At 45.0% G+C, this 16,646-nt stretch carries 6 protein-coding genes; all 6 read right to left on the reverse strand.

Annotated elements, in window-relative coordinates; translation table 11 throughout:
* Positions 1-13: 13 nt before the first annotated feature.
* A complete protein-coding gene (locus tag HMPREF9441_RS06505; RefSeq protein WP_008619392.1) occupies positions 14-2,074 on the reverse strand; it encodes a fasciclin domain-containing protein in 2,061 nt (686 codons plus the stop codon).
* Positions 2,075-2,095: 21 nt separating this feature from the next.
* Positions 2,096-3,736, reverse strand: a complete 1,641-nt coding sequence (locus tag HMPREF9441_RS06510; RefSeq protein WP_008619394.1) for a RagB/SusD family nutrient uptake outer membrane protein — start codon at positions 3,734-3,736, stop codon at positions 2,096-2,098.
* Between the two features lie 24 nt (positions 3,737-3,760).
* On the reverse strand, positions 3,761-7,069 hold the full coding sequence (locus HMPREF9441_RS06515) for a SusC/RagA family TonB-linked outer membrane protein (RefSeq protein ID WP_008619396.1): 3,309 nt from the start codon (positions 7,067-7,069) through the stop codon (positions 3,761-3,763).
* Between the two features lie 29 nt (positions 7,070-7,098).
* Positions 7,099-9,819, reverse strand: a complete 2,721-nt coding sequence (locus HMPREF9441_RS06520; protein ID WP_008619399.1) for a fasciclin domain-containing protein — start codon at positions 9,817-9,819, stop codon at positions 7,099-7,101.
* A 92-nt stretch (positions 9,820-9,911) separates the two neighbouring features.
* Positions 9,912-13,583: a hypothetical protein gene (locus HMPREF9441_RS06525; protein ID WP_244949650.1), complete on the reverse strand. Its 3,672-nt coding sequence runs from the start codon at positions 13,581-13,583 to the stop codon at positions 9,912-9,914.
* Between the two features lie 243 nt (positions 13,584-13,826).
* Positions 13,827-16,640, reverse strand: a complete 2,814-nt coding sequence (locus HMPREF9441_RS06530) for an alginate lyase family protein (RefSeq protein ID WP_244949651.1) — start codon at positions 16,638-16,640, stop codon at positions 13,827-13,829.
* Positions 16,641-16,646 lie beyond the last annotated feature (6 nt).

The raw sequence follows: 16,646 nt of genomic DNA on the forward strand, positions 1-16,646 counted from the left end.
TTCTGCTTTTAATTTAATTTCTATCTTCTGGTATAGCACCATTATACACACTTTTCGGCACAATTTCGATAAAATCGATATTCAACATGCGCCCGGTTCTTTCATCCACTTTACGCAGGCGTAAATAAGAAGGTTTTTCTTCCAAAGTCTGAGTGGTGACGATATTACGTATATACCACCAATCGTTAACCAACTTCGCACGTAATGAAACCCTGTCATTGTCTACTCTATACACGCAGGCAGGCCCTTTCATATACCCCAAATTACGCATAGCCTTATCATTTTCGGTGATGGTTGTCTTTCCTTCGAAATTATTCGACACGTCATTATGAATATCATCAAACAAAGCATCGTCTGCTATCATTCCCACTTTGGGCATTCCCCCTCCCCATCCCAAATTCAAAGGGATTCCGGTGGGTTGCATGTATTCACTATTTTGTCCAAAATAAATTTGCGCAATCCCCATAAGGCCATTAGCCACGTACCCTAATCTAATCTCATACTGACCGGCAGGCACGGCAGGCAAACGCAACATCACATCATATTCCCCCGCAAAATTCATATTATCCGTACGGAATGCTGCCAAATCATAGTGCGACCCCATTCCGGTTCCCTGAGGATTAGGCCAACGGTTATATTTGCAATCGCATTGGCTGTCATAACGCACATCATCAAAATATCCTTCCGGGAAATGCCACCATAACATATCTCCATCCGGATCCAAACGGACATCATTGTTCACCAATTCAGGAAACAAAACCCCCGTATCAATACGGATTCGTTCACTACGAAGCATTTTCACGACATTTTCATTATAAGAAAGGATACTGCTCAGAAATTGGAAATTGCCATTTACTGTTGAAGAACCTCCGGAAGGAAGGACTTCCGCACCATCCATCCTGTTGTCAGCCCTATTCACATCATCACAGCGATTTAAGTATATCCCGTCTCCCAAAAGAGATACTTTTTGGGCACGCAACAAATTACCGGCCATGGTTTCGTAGTACTCCACAAAATCCCCACCTTCCTGCACAGACCAATCCGGAGTAGAACGTACCAAATCCCCATAGCTTGCATTACGGTCCAAGATATGATAAGCAACAAAACGGTTTAAAGGATTCTTGGGATGAGTATAGTCATCATCATACAATCCCTTATCATCCGGATATACCTTGTCATATATATCCTTTGCATAATTAAACAAGGATGCCAAATCCGCCTGAAGATCCCCTGTATAGACAGGCTTACCCATATTTTGCGGATCATAGACCGTTTTATACAATTCATCTTTCTCTACCAGTACCGTATAACCGAACTTACGGGCCGGAGGAACTTTATGCCCAGCCGTAGTGTACTCCGAATTCGAAGCATATTGGGCCAATCGGGACAACATTTCCGGGCTTTCATCTTTTTCCCTTAACATGGAATCCGTCAAATGAGTCTGTTTCAAAGCCTCCATAAACAGGGTAAAACCCAACATCTCACATTTGGACTGCATGTAATCCGGTAACACATAACTGGACTGCTCCAACACTCGATCTATTGTATGAACAACCCCATTGCTCACAGTATCGTTAGCTTGGATAATCCGTGAATAATCGTTCAAGACATACACTGTCATACTATCGCTTATTTCAGCATCGAACTCTTTTTCAATGGTCACTTGTACCTTACGGTCGTACATGTTAGACTCCTGAAGATAGCCTGTTGAAAAATCTGAAGTCAAGTAGCGAATGTCTATCAAATGACTTTTGGCCAAAGCCACCACAGCTGAATCCGGCAAAGTTTCCAACGTACAGCCCGGATAATTACTATCCACATAACGGTCTATGGCCTCGTTGGTCGGTGCAAAGCAAGTGTAATCCCCATAAGCATACATCAAACCTTTCATGCCGGCACGTTCCAAAATAGTGGAAAACTCACCATATTTCCCGTCTGCATCCAAATAATCACCAATCGTCTGTCCCTGAAACACATAATAACTGTCACCTTCCACACCGTCGTCATAACAACCCAATAATGTTGTTGCCAAAACCACACATCCTATTACCTTATTATATATGTTACGTTTCATATTACTTCTATTTACTCTTGATTAATAAATGATGTAAGCCGGATTCTGATCCGGTACTAACAACGGATTCACATCTAACTCTTTCTGATAAAAAGGCAGATACAAATTATCCAATGATCCCATTCGAGCCACGGCATCGCGTCCTCCTGTTCCATATTTACGTTGCAAATATGTACTACGCAAAGTGGACATCGCATTCACCGGATTGTCGGAGTGACGTACCATTCGCATCAAGTCATACCAACGCTTCCCCTCAAACATCAGTTCACGTTGCCGTTCATCCAAAACGATATTCTTTATTTTATCGGCATCAAACACCAACAAACTACGCCCTTTGCACGACCGCATGTTCACAGATTTCACAATCTCAAAAGCTTCCTGACTGTTTTCATCCCCTCCCATATAAGCCAAAGCTTCAGCACGCATCAACATCACATCCGTCAAACGGTAAACAATCCAATTCTCTGCCGTGGAACGAAACCCTCTTTCATCATTTCCGAAATACAAGAAACGAAACTTATAGATAGGATAACTGTTTGAGGGTTCACCCATATATCCGGTATTCTCTTCCAACCGCAAATCCGATGCGTCTGCAAACAAGGCACCAGCCGTCTGATTGGTCAAATAAGCCGCTGCATTGACCTTTCCTGAGAGATCTTTATGATTCCCATAGAAATAAGAAACACCTTCATTGCCATCCTTACGGTTATCATAATCGTATTGGAGCTCAAAAACACTTTCAAATGAATTTCCCCGCTCATACAACATGGTATAAGGATAATGAGATGAATAAGATTCATCCAAAAGCGGATAGCCATTGTACAAGGTCAGAGAACCTTCTGTAGAAGAAGATATAAAATTCCCCTCCAATTCTGCTGCTTTGATGGCATTGTACTCTGCCATTTTCTCATCCATGATTTCCTTACAATACTGCGCACACCTGGCATAATCCCCTTTCCACAAGTAAATATCTGCCAAAAGGGCTTTCACAGATAATTTATTGAAACGTCCTTTCCTTTCGCGTACATCACCAAAAAACTTTTTATTCCATATATAATCTTTCGACCATTCCAAATCTGCAATAATCTGTTCCAATACTTCCTGCTCAGAGGATGCACGTACTTTGAAATCCACATCATCACCGATAGTAGCCTGGAGCACCAACGGCACTTTTTTAAAGGTACGGATTAAATAGAAATAACACAAAGCACGAATCGACTTAGCTTCGGCTTCATGCGTATGTAATTCGTCTACTGAATAATTTCCATCCTTGGCTTGAGCTTCAGGTGCATAATGCAAGATAGTATTACATAAATTGATCACATTATAGAAATCCGCCCACGAAGTCCAACTGTTATCCGGAACAATGTTATTCGTATAAAAATCATAAAGTTCCTTTTCTTTTGCAGCCATAGTGGAAGTTTCCGTCAAATTGTCCCCCCGTAACTCCCCCCAGGCTATCACGCGTTGAGAAAAGCCCTTATCCTGCATGTGAAAATAGCAAGAAGTTATCACACTCTCCACTTCGCTTTTCTTCTCCCAATAGTTTTCTACCACCACAGCATTCAAGGGCGTTATATCCAAGAAATCGCCACAGGAAGTCGTAAAAGCGGCAAGGGAAACGGCCATGGCCAATGTTCCGGTTTTCAATATCTTTTTCATATTTCCTTCTGTTTATTCATGTCATTAGAACGTTGCTGTCAACCCGAATGTAAAAGACTTTGCACGAGGAGTTATCGCCTCATCTATAGTCACTCCCATACTACCATAATCTACTTCGGGATCCACGCCTGAGTATTTCGTTAGGCAGAACAGATTCTCTCCGCTCACGTAAAGGTTCAGACGAGAAAGCCCGATGCGCTTGACAAGCTTGGAGTCAAACCCATAAGAAAGTTGCAAATAGTTCAGGCGCAAGAATGAACCGTCTTCCACAAAACGGTCACTGCCCATCCAGTTATACCCCTGACCATACAAAGCCCGAGGCAACACATGCCCTCCATTTGCACCGTCACCTTCCTTACGCCAACGATAGTTCACCGCCGTACTCTGATTGTCTGCACCATGCATGTTTTCCGCCATCATTCGCGCCACATTCGCAATCTTGTTACCATAACGATAGTTGAACTGCGTATTCAAACTCCATCCTTTATAGAACAACCTAAACCCAAAACCACCGGTCAATTTGGGCAATGAACTGCCTAAATAGACCACATCATATTGATCAATACTCCCGTCGTGATTCACGTCTTCATAAATAGCGTCACCACCGGTAAAAGCATATTTCGTACCGTTATAATCATAATACATGGGCATCGGATCTCCATTGGCACCATAAATGACGCCTCCGGCTTTATCTCGCGCCACCGGGCAAGTCGCGCCGGACGCCTGTGCCTTGTCAAACTGGTCGTAACTGTAAGCGTACACACCTTTATAACGCAAGCCGTAAATCGCACCAAACGGGTTGTCTATCTGCACACGGGACATATACTCCCCGTTTTTAGGTAACTTGACCCCTGTTCCATTAATGGCATTCAGACGCGTAGGTGTCATGGCCGTAATAGTATTCCGGTTATTAGCGAATGTAAAATTGAAAGTAGCCGCCAAATCCCCCGTCAATTTTACACGGTTCAGGTTCAAATTGATTTCATAACCTTTATTCAACATGTCTCCGCCATTCTCCACAATCAACTCTGAAAAACCGGTCGTTGTGGGAATAGAAGCATGTTCGGTCATCAAGTCTGTTTTCTTCTGGGAATACAAATTGATATCCGCCGTTACCAAATCATCAAACAAACCGATGTTCCACCCTAGGTTCCACGCAGTCTGTTTTTCCCAACGCAAATCCGTCAAGCGGATATTGTTCGGCCGCATCCCGATGGAATTAATATACCCCCCATCTACACCATACACACTGAAATGGGTATCCTCCTTAGGAGGTTGCGTACCCGTCACACCCCATCCGAAACGGACCGCAAACATGCTCAACCATTTTTTGGTCGGTTCCATCCATTTTTCATCCGAAATATTCCAACGACCGGATGCGGAATAAAAATACCCCCAACGATACTTTTGGCCAAAACGAGTGTTTCCTTCTCCGCGCAAGGCCAAATCCAAGGAATATTTGGACTGGTAGGCATAATGCCCCTGAAGGACCCAATCGGCCTTCCGCCAATGACCGGCTCCTGTTTTCGTCTCATTCAAAAAGCCACCGGCAGTTCCAGAAGTGATGGTTCCACTGGGCAACAAGTATGAACTTAAGAACTGGGAACTAGACGTACCGGAAACCATTTCCCCTTTAAAGAACAAGCGTACCGAGTGGTCTTGGTTCATGATATAAGGGATATATGTCAACTGATGACGTGTGTTAAAACCGAAACTCTTTTCAAAAGCCGAAGAAGCGGAATTTATCCCTTTCTCATTCTCCTTGAAATCCACATTCTTCAACTCCCAAGGATAGTAAGAATCATTGTATTTGTTATAAATGCTCAATACCACAGTCCCCTTATAAGTCAATTGGTGAGAAGTCTCGTCAAGTCCTAACAAACGGTATTGGAAATCGAATTGGGGTTGGATGTTATAACTACGTTCCTCCTTCTTTGCCAAATATGCCGAAGCCACCGGATTCACTTTACCGCGTTGTGACGAAAGTTCATCCTTGTCCCCTTGGTACCGTTCCACAAACCTCGGTTGCATGTAATACGTACCCAAAGAATTACCGTACGCATCCTCGTCATAAATAGCCAGATTGGGCATCTTCGTATAAGCTACCTTCAACAAATCATCACTATTCATGTGGTTATCCGTATAAGTCAATGCAAAGTCGCTCGAAATCTTGATACGGTCGTTTACAAAATAATCCAATGCCATACGGGTGGTAAAACGATCCAGTTTCTGAGCGATAATAGAACCTATCTGATGGTCATAACCGGCTGAAATACGATAATTTGCTTTCTCTCCACCTCCCGACAAAGAAACATAATGCGTTTGGAACAGCCCGAACTGCTTCACAGCATCCCTCCAGTCAGTATTGTTATTGAATTGTTCGTATTCAGAAAAGGTTGGGTCATAATTCAATTCCGGCTGACTTTCGGGGTTTTGGTTCACATTGAATAGCTCCTCTTTCATCAGCATGGTATACTCATCTCCGTTCAATAATTTGTAACCCTCAGGCTGATAAGTACCCTTCAATCTCAAAGAATAAGTAAATTGGGGTTTGCCACGCCTGCCACGCTTGGTTACGATATTGATGACCCCGTTAGAACCTTGTGAGCCCCAAATAGCCGTAGCCGCCGCATCTTTCAGCACCGTAATGCTCTCTATGTCTTCCGGGTTGATAGACAATAATTCGGCAAACCTTTCATCCGTCATACTCGTATAATCGATATCATCATTAGCATTGGTCTCAAAGATATTGTCATCCACAACAATCAACGGTTCTGCATTTCCCATAATGGTTGACACACCGCGTAAACGCATCGTCGTACCGGAACCCAAGTTTCCGGATGAAGCGATAATGTCCAACCCGGCAATACGTCCTTGCAAAGCCTCATCGGCAGAAGTGAAAGATAAACCTTCGAATTCTGTCATTTTGATCGTCTGCTGAGCAAAAGACTGTTCACGCTCCGGTATTTCCAATCCTCCGGTGGCAATCTTCGGACGGGCTTCCACCACGACTTCTTTCATAACCTTACTGTTTTCCTCCATCATGATATCGAAAACCGCCCGCTTTCCTATTTCCTGCAAAACCGTCTTGTACCCCATATAAGTAAAACGCAACTTATTCTTAGGGTTTTGTACTTTTAGAGTGAAATGCCCGTTCATATCGGTCACAGCAGCAGACACAATACGGTTGGCTGCATCTATCTCCCCCACGTACACTCCCATCAGAGGACCCAAGTCGTCCGACACGGTACCGCTTGCCACTTGGTTCTGCCCGACGGCCCACAGCGGACATAAGCAGAATAGAAATACTATCAAATATTTTATTTTATTCATAACCTCTTTTTTTATGATTCATGGTATTGTTAATCCTCCGGAACGCGTTCATTATCTTTCAGGCAGAAGCATTCGTCATCGTATATCAAAGGTTCATTCACGCGATGAACTACCACATATGAAGAAGCGTTGATATTACCATTTTCCGTTTTTTCCGAGAATGTATATTCACGCGTCATCCGGTTATAGAACTCTGGATTTTCAGGTTTTATATGAACCACATCGGTCTTCTCCGAATTATCTGTCACCATAATACCCGCGGCGTCAGAATTCACCCGCAAGGTATAGCTCAACCCCTTGTCCGCACCGTCCAAATGAGTTGCCGCAGTTTCGAAAGACATATTACGGGCATCCCCACCGATATAAACCGCATTGTCTTGGAAATGATACTTCAAAAAGTTCATCACACGTCGGGTATAAGCCTGTTTCAAAGAATCCACGTTGACATCCGTCCCGGCATACACATTGGCCAGATTGTTGATGTCTTTCCAACGCGGTAACCCGAGACTGTAAGCTTTTTCCATGGCTGTATTGTCCGGTACATATACCGTATAATGATAAGAACTGAAAGTCTGTATGGCAGCATTGTCCTCATTCATATTCAAAGATTTCGTAGAAATCAAAGAATATAGGTTCGACTCGTTGGTAGTCCATTCCTCATTTCCCAAAAGCAATTCGTAGAACTCAGAATATTCTGAATGTTCCACCAACTCCTGCATTAAACTATGGAATGTAGGCTGTACCATTTGGTCAAGCACATAATACACCCCATTATCCATCGTTACAAAATCCTGCGTTGTTACTTCTGCTCCGGAAAACTGATCGGCCACAGTCACTTGCCCGCCCACTTTTTCAATCTTCATGGGACCGTCATCCTTTGTCTGATAATATACAGAACCATTGCCCACATAATTGCCCCCGTTCACATCCCGAGGAACGATACAGAAATTCAGCAAATCGGTCAGACGATTTTCGACCACAGGATTGATTTGATAATAGGAATTACCCTCACTATCTTGTTGCAACGTGCTACCCAATATGCGCATGTCATCTTCTGTGCAGCCGTCCCATCCACCCAATTTCTTATCATAGCGGTAAGAATATGCTTCCACCTGGTTCTTCTCCGCATTATAATAAAACTTGAACCAACGCGGATCCGTTCCGTTATACGACACGGGGTCAATGTAACGTGAAAGGGCCTCATCCGTCAATATCATGAAATCATAATGACTCACCATAGACAACAAATAAGGTCTGAACTCCAAACTTCTAATAGCCCAATTCATGATTTTCATATTCTCATTGACCAACGTCGGAGCCAACACGGAACGGAACGATGCCGGTGCATAGGCTTTTTTCATCACATACACAGCACCATTGTTACACACAGCCGTGCTTCCTTTTATAATATCAGCCTCGTCAAGTCCGACAGGGTCTTTGGCATCATCCAATACCAAATTGAATTTGCTGGGCAAAGAAGACAAGAACGAATACTGCATGTGGTTGTTCAAGAACTCCGCCAACACATTGTTAGGAACGTTTTCGAAAGGCTCTTCGCTCGGATAACGTTCACGTAAGAAAGAGCCGTTTTCACTATTCCAATACGAGTTCAACGCCTCATCTGTAGGAGCAAAGATGGCACCCATGTCCAAGTTGACATTATTCGTTTGTACCCCATTTATAGTATAGATATTCCCTTCCGCATAATCGTTTCGCGAAGGATCGAATTTCAGCACACCGTCCACTTCCGATCCGTTGTACGAAGTCAGTGAATTCCCATCGGCCGAAGAGAAAAAATAACGCCGTCCATATATGGAGTCCCCTCCGGCCAATACCGGATAAAGATTCTGGTTAGCATAGAGGTCGTGCAAATCCTTGTAAGAATTGGTAAGGAGGACTGATACAAAAGGGGCTGAATAACGATCCATCAACTTACTGAACAAAGAGGTATTCCCGTTCGTGCGCAAATAACCGGCCATATTAGGCAAAGGTTCCGGCACACCTTCCATAATATGGATATATCCGTTCTGGCACGTCACATTCCCCTCGCGCACCTTCACATTATTTATATATACATCCTCTTCTTGGAATTCCGTTCCATTAAAAAGGTAAGAAAAATCTTTTTTAGTAATGCCCTTGGACATCATTTGGCGCCATATAAAATGCACCATCGGCACAGTCCCCTCTTCAATCAGGTTATACACGGACTGATGCCTTCCACGCAATCCCCCCCAGTAATCTGCACTCACCGAAGCCTCGGGCAGTTCTGCCACGGACACAGCCGGAATAGAATCATACACCGACCATTGCGTATTGGTACGGCGCATCACCTGCCCTTTCAATATATTGTCTCCTGACGGTTGGTTGGTCAACAAATCAAGCACGTAGGCATTCTCCAACATGGAAGTGTTCACCAAAAACCTCTTCATCGGGGTGGAGATATGATTCTCATCCACTCCCTGCGCCTTAAAATAAGCGCGATAAGTATCGTCATCGGCCACAAACACCGTCACACTACCGGTCTTGCTTAAGAATTCGGTACGCCCCAAGTCGTCCACCATCTTTAAATAAATACCGAAATTGCCACGGCGTGCCAACTCGTCATAAATGCTTTGCCCCAACCACGAGGGTTTCTCCTGTGCCCATTCATAATCATCCGAACAGGAGGGCATCATGCAAAATGCACCAACCCAAATACCGGTGGAGATCAGTACCCTATACGGCCTTGCACGTAATACCTTTTTTAGCATAAAACCTTGTTTTAAAATTATGTTTTTCTTTCAACCCTAAATGGGAGAAACGGGACGGCACACGACGGTGCCCCGTCCCGTTTTGTTTTAGATTAATTGCCTGTCACTACATATTTCTTGCCGCCTGCAATATAGATTCCTTTCTTCAAGCCCTTCACCGCATCGGCACGTTTCGCTTGTTTGCGCACAAGCTTGCCGGTAATATCATATACATCTACAAGTTCCGACAAATTATCGTTGCGGCCAACCATGGTACCACCGATATTGCTACCTCTTTCCGTACCGACATAATAGAGACGGAAATTGTCAGCCAGGAACCAAGAATCATTTCCTCCAACTCGTCCATTACCACGTATTCCAATAGTCACGGCCCCATTCTCCACATAGATTTCAGGAACCACTGTGGTCGTTCCCAAAGTCGCCTGTGCTGCATCCCATACATCCTGCTTTCCGTTGAAGGCACTGTCTGCATATTCAATTTCAGTATAGGCATACACGGTACTGTCTTGCCCGGCACTTCCGGTCACCGTACTTACCTCCACACTGTTCGTCTGCGCATAAAGCCTCATCTTGTCCCATTCATGGTTCAAGAACGTAGCGGCCTCCACACGATAGGCGCCGGTTGGTAATCCATACTTGCCCTCAGCAGACACTTCGGGTTGCGTACCGATAACCTGACGATAATCCGTAGCCGAAGAAATATTATGAGCATCATTACTGGAATGACTGGTCGTGTACATCCAAGTATCACCAGACGTGGCCCCTGTACGCGGTGCACGATCTGCATTCGTTTCCAAAGTCCATCCATTGATTCTTATATCAGTCGGATTGCCTTCATCATCCGTGGCATCCTGATAGATATTAGGATTGACAACAAATGTCGTCATATCAAACGGTTCGTCAACTGTTGCCCGTGCCAACACTTCTGGAGTCATGGCATTGATACACTCACCTTGCAAGGCCTGTACCGCCAAATCAACATCCAAAGGATCCAACTCATCCGAAGCAAGATAAGTCATTACGTTAAGGTAGGCCTCTGTTTGTGCCAACCCTCCTATCTGGTCTGCCAAAACTTTGGCTGTCCCCATCGGGAAGCAAAGTGCCACGGAATTCATGAACTCCGTAGTGGCCACTTTTAGAGCCTCTGCCTGTTCAACCACTGCGTCTGACAAATAATTGTCCCAAGTCATATCCTCAGCCACTTCCGCCGCCGTTTCCAAAGCCGCAATAAATGTTTTTTTTGCTGTAGGTTGAGCAAACAGAACCCCTTCATTCAATTGATTATTGAAATTATTTCCATTCTGCACCAATGGAGTCAAAAGTAAATAATTCGCAATCAATTTCTCGGCATCCGCGTTCATCTTATCCAAGTCATTTATGGCATAAGAAACGTCGTCCAAAGTCCCTTCCGTCAAGAAAAGATAATAACCCTCTTCCGGATCCAAGGCAAAACCGTAGGACTCACTGTCGTCTATACCGTAGACCGTCAAGGAGTCGTGCAATACCACAGCCTTATCCAACCGGTCTTGTAAACGTCCCCGGTAAGCCCCAAGCACATCCTTTCCTGCAAAATAAAGACGGAAGTTATCGGCATACCAATTCTTACCATTACCACCTTGATGGTTATTCTCCGGATCGGATCCCCTTACACCTATATACAATTGGCCACCAACTACCACGACATCTTCCACCGTACTGGTCACATCTGTCTTAGAAAGAGCTTCATCATAAAGCATCCTATCACGGTTAAAATACACTGTATCGAAGTTTACACTGTCAGATGTCGCATACAGTACAATCTTATTCGGGTCACCGTCAGAATAAGTAGCAGCCGCCAACTGATACAAACCATCCGGCAATTTGACAGAGCCATCTCCAATTCCTATTTTCTGATAATAATGTACTCCTGTCACATCATTACCTTTATTACCAGACCAATTACCCGCATGCAATTCACCATCACCGTCTGTCACCGTACACCACTCTGTGTTGTCACGCGCATCATTACGACCAAGAATCCATCCCCCAGGCATTTGGTTCTTTACACCAGTATTGTTGAAAATATTCGGGTTAGTAATAAAGCTCGTCAAATCCAATTTGTTCTCTTCTGTAACCGTAGCCAAGAATTCCGGTGTCAGTTTTTCTTGGATTTTCGCATTCAAAGCAGCCACATCCAAGATTGCATCGTCAAATGTCAATTCCACAGCATCCAAATCAGCCAACACTTTTTTATACTCATCCGTGTTCTCCAATCCGCCCAACCGGTCGGCCAAAGCCTTTGCTTTTCCTAAAGCGTATGACAATCCGGCCCAATTCCGAGCCGAAACCACCATTGCATTCAATTTTGTGGTACTTTCTTCTGCCCCAACAACCATATCAGCCATATTGGTCTCCGCAAGTTGTTTCTTAGCTTCCGAAATCTGTTGCTGCAAAGAAGTCTTTAAAGCAGTATTCAATGTGACTTCCCCATTCTCGACTTTTGCCCAATATGCTTCGGCCCCCTTCACGGCATTGTTCAAAGCCATGGTCAATGCACGTGCGGCATTAGCCGATTTCACAGTCTCTGATACAACTTGCAACGCCTCCGTGACATCGCCTGTGGTTCCAACATACTTGTCATATACGACCTGAAGCTCTGACTTTATAGCTTCAGCTCCAAGGTCATTAAAATCATTAATCAGATTCTGGAATGACCCCATCAACTCAGTAAAGGCTTCTTCTGCCGTTGCCTCTCCCAAATATGTTAAACGGAAATTGTCAAAAACGACCCAATCATTTTTGATATGTGCATTTTTCTTCACACCGAGACGCAAAGTACCGTCCTGCACAATCACTTCCACCGTATTGCCGCCATAACGGCCATCCCCAAAGGCAATCGCAGCCTTATTGGCATCCGTGGGAACATCCTCCTCGCTCTCGGCTAAAAGAAGAGGGGATTCAATCAAACCTGCATACAACATGGCGTTCCGAACCGAACCGTCACCGCGATAAAAACCTTGGCAGGTCAAACGGTAACGCCCGTTACGGATACCGGTAAGTTCCTGGTAAATATCGAAATTGTCATTATTGGACGCTTCTGCACAATAAAAATGATTTCCAGAAGCTCCACTCGGAGAACTTAAACTAACCGTTCCGCCATTATGCACCTCTTTCCAATTGTGAGGTTCTGTGCGAACAAAACTGGCTCCCATGATATAGAACGTAGCATCCACCCCATTGTCTTTGGTAGCCTGATTGAGTCTTTGCTCACGTTGTGCTTTCGAAACGAACAACCATTGCGCATCGGTGGCACTTCCGTTACCGTCCAAATTTAACACCGTGCCTTCCCCGCCATAATAAAACCATTTGTTGGCATCCAAGTTCATCACATACTCATTAAGGCCATCATCCGGTGTGGGATCAGTGAAGGTATATTCAGCCGGGGTACCATTATCAATATATCCATCGCTGCCCAAGCCCCTGTTGTCACCGTTGCAACGGGTCACAATCTTGTATTTGCCATTCGACACGACTACCGTGCACAATAATCCCGGTTGTCCCAAGGAACCTTGTGTACCCCAGGTATTGGCTCCCAAAAGAAAACCGTCACCACTTTTGTTATAAAGGTAAAACTCACCACCTTCTGCTGGCAGAGCCTCACCCACCCAAGGATTTTCCTCCTGGGCAAAAGCCATGTTGGCTGCCGCCAATGCCATGGTCATCAAAGCCACCGGCAAGCGTTTGCCCAACCGGACAGAAAAAATTTTCGTCGCTCTTCTTTTCATGTTCATAAGTTTTAAGGTTCATTATTCTTATCGCATATCACAGCCGAACCTATTGACTGCAAAAGCGTTTTTTTATCCAACTGCTTTCAAAGGTAGACACTATATATTTAAAGGTATAGGACAAAAAATAACAAATGATTAGACATTTTATAACATAGCACAAAAACCATTGATTTTCAATACATACAAAACGTAAAAAAGCACCATCATTCTATCGTCCCATACTTATTCCGACACATAGACCTACATCATCTTCAGGCTCTTGCAACGACCTGAAGTCGTCACATAACGCAAAATCATCATGCCCTTCCGCGCCGGCAGATCCACACGGTTTGTACCCGGTACACAACGGACACTGCGCAACAAGCTGCCTTCAAGCATATAAATATTCAACAAGCCCTCTTCGTCCACACATACTTCCAGAGCACTTTTGCCACAACGGCCAACCTCCAACAACGGGATGCTTTCCTCATCTTCCAAAACGACATCCCTTACAGAAGAGCCGTCTTCCTTCTTCACTAAACGGAACGGGAATGAAGTACAAAGCCCTTGGTTCACCGATATAACAGACGATTCCGGAACAATTTCCCACAAACCACCAGACACAGACGAAGAACGTTCTATGGCATACAAGTCGTCCGAGCCGCATTTATGCCACAAATTAAAGGAATGCCGAGAATAATCGCTCGCCGAACTCAAACGCCCATCTTCTGATAAATGCTGTCCGCTGTTGGTACGGCTGATGAACATGTAACGCGAACCATAAGTAGAAGGAAGACGACGGATACGCCACAAATACTCTTCATCTGTATCCTCAGAATAGGTCATGAACTGCCCGTCCGTATTCCGCAGATAACGATTACCCGAAGCCTCTTGAATATAGTAGTTGTCTTCATCAGAAGGAGACAAAGCATTGGTCTCATATACAGGCACATCGAAATGGTACACCGTGCGAGCCTCTTTCCCTGTAGATGAAAAACGTTGGAACACCAAAGTAACACTAAAACTAGTGTCCATGGCTGATACATGCAGGGTATCATTCAGATCGGCCACCTGTACGCCCAAATCATCCAAATGGTAAGTCAACGTGTCGGCCTGGATGGTATCGTTGGCCACGGCCCATTTGTAAATGCGCGTTGAATTCACCGACTGGCTCAATATGGACGTAGGCTTAGCATAAAGGCTGAAAGAAGCCCCTTGCGGCAACACCAAGGATGTACCGGGATATTCTTCACCATTATAAATAATGAAAGGATCTATTTCGGAAACCTCCACGCGGAACACCTGCGACTTGAACACTCCCGACTTGTGTTCCATCGTCACACGGTAATAGGCACTGGAAGCCACACTGGCCAATTCAAAACGGTTGGTTGTCGCGTTGTTCAACTTCGACCAATTCTCCCCGTTCGTACTCTTTTCCCAACGCCATGACCTGACATGCCATCCACCGTAATCCATACCTAAAATCACGCTCTCGTTCTTCTTCACGTAAATCAAAGTGTCCTGGCTTTCCCGGTAAGCATATTTGCAATAAGGCGTGCAGTCACGCACGTATGCCTCGCCCGCCACCTGTATGGAAAACATCTGCGTACTTACCACTCCTGCCGAATTCGTATAACGTACACGGTACACGAAAGAGGTATCCATTTCCACCTCACGCTCGGCTGAAATACAAGAGGCATCATCATCCCACGCCCACTTACCGGTATCAGTCTCACCTTCCGGTAAAGCCACCTTCAGTGTCACTTTCGCCCCTCTCGGAACGGCATTCAACAAGGTACGGTCCAAAGCCTCACCGCCATACTCAATACTTCCTTTCAGAACGGTCGGTACAAGGGTTTCGTCTTCCAACGGATCCAAGGAACACATCAATGTTGTGAATCCCAAATGGTCGTATCCGCCACTGTTTCCGCCGTAAAATCCCCCACCGCCATCAATTCCATTCTCATGCATCATCATGATTTTATGCGAATAAGGCATATCCACGCCACGGATGTTCTCATAATAATTCACGATGCGTGGCCAACCACAACGATTTGTCCCGCGCCCACCGTATCCCATCTCCGGAAAAGTGCCATCGGAATTAGTGTAGGGAGAATTGGGCAAACCTTCCTCACCTGTATTATACGCCGCTACATATTCAAAACCGGTTGCGATACGGTCGTCCATATAGGCATAAAGATCATCACCTTGGTTCAAACCCGCCCCACACACATCTGCCGCCAAAACCACAGCCATGGAAGCGTGCCCTTGGTCACGGTTGGATTCCTGCATTTGGCCAAAATAACCGAAGGGGCCACGGTCGTCCTTATGGAGTTTCCATACCAGATTGCGAAGAGTCTCCGCATAACGGTGCTCCTCCATATACTTATAATACTCCATACCGGCATTATACACATAAATGTCGTCGCACAAAATACCCACACTGATTTCGCACAACACATTACACAACCCCCAATTCGACCAGTAATGGTCATCTGCACAGCCATGACGCTCCTGTAGGAAACCGAAACTCTGATCGCTGAACACCCTCAACATCCACTGCTGGTAACGTTTGAAATCCTCACGGTTCCACCCTTCATAGTCGCGCATTAATTCTCCAGCGTTGGCAAACTCGTATCCATAAAGCCCAGAGGCAAGACTGCCGTTGGAATTACCGGACACTTTCTTGCAGGTCCTGGCCCACGCATTCATGATTTCAACAGACTTTTCCGCATAGCGCTCATCTCCGGTAATCCTCCAAACCAATGCACACTGGTAAGCCGTAGCCGCATCATTCATGGCGGCTCCATAATTGTCACCTTCCGGTTCCCAGACATTCCATCCTCCACGGATAATCTTGACTGTGGGATTGGGTTTCCAATTCAAATCCACATGCTTGCTGGTCATCAACTTGTTGTAGGCCGCCGTCCAAGGTTCCTGCCCTGTGGCCAACTTTTCCTTCACCCTGTCGAAATCCGCCTGCGTGTGCAATATGCCGGGATGTATGAATCCCTGCGCCATCCCAGACAAAGACATACAGACAAACAGCAACGACAATACGCTCTTTTTGTTCATAGCATT

This window comes from Paraprevotella clara YIT 11840 (genome assembly GCF_000233955.1).
GTDB classification, from domain to species: domain Bacteria; phylum Bacteroidota; class Bacteroidia; order Bacteroidales; family Bacteroidaceae; genus Paraprevotella; species Paraprevotella clara.

What these genes read in the sequence shown, in the direction of transcription:
- HMPREF9441_RS06505 (WP_008619392.1), bottom strand. Translation starts at nt 2,074, where the DNA reads ATGAAACGTAACATATATAATAAGGTAATAGGATGTGTGGTTTTGGCA.
- HMPREF9441_RS06510 (WP_008619394.1), bottom strand. Translation starts at nt 3,736, where the DNA reads ATGAAAAAGATATTGAAAACCGGAACATTGGCCATGGCCGTTTCCCTT.
- HMPREF9441_RS06515 (WP_008619396.1), bottom strand. Translation starts at nt 7,069, where the DNA reads ATGAATAAAATAAAATATTTGATAGTATTTCTATTCTGCTTATGTCCG.
- HMPREF9441_RS06520 (WP_008619399.1), bottom strand. Translation starts at nt 9,819, where the DNA reads ATGCTAAAAAAGGTATTACGTGCAAGGCCGTATAGGGTACTGATCTCC.
- HMPREF9441_RS06525 (WP_244949650.1), bottom strand. Translation starts at nt 13,583, where the DNA reads ATGAAAAGAAGAGCGACGAAAATTTTTTCTGTCCGGTTGGGCAAACGC.
- HMPREF9441_RS06530 (WP_244949651.1), bottom strand. Translation starts at nt 16,640, where the DNA reads ATGAACAAAAAGAGCGTATTGTCGTTGCTGTTTGTCTGTATGTCTTTG.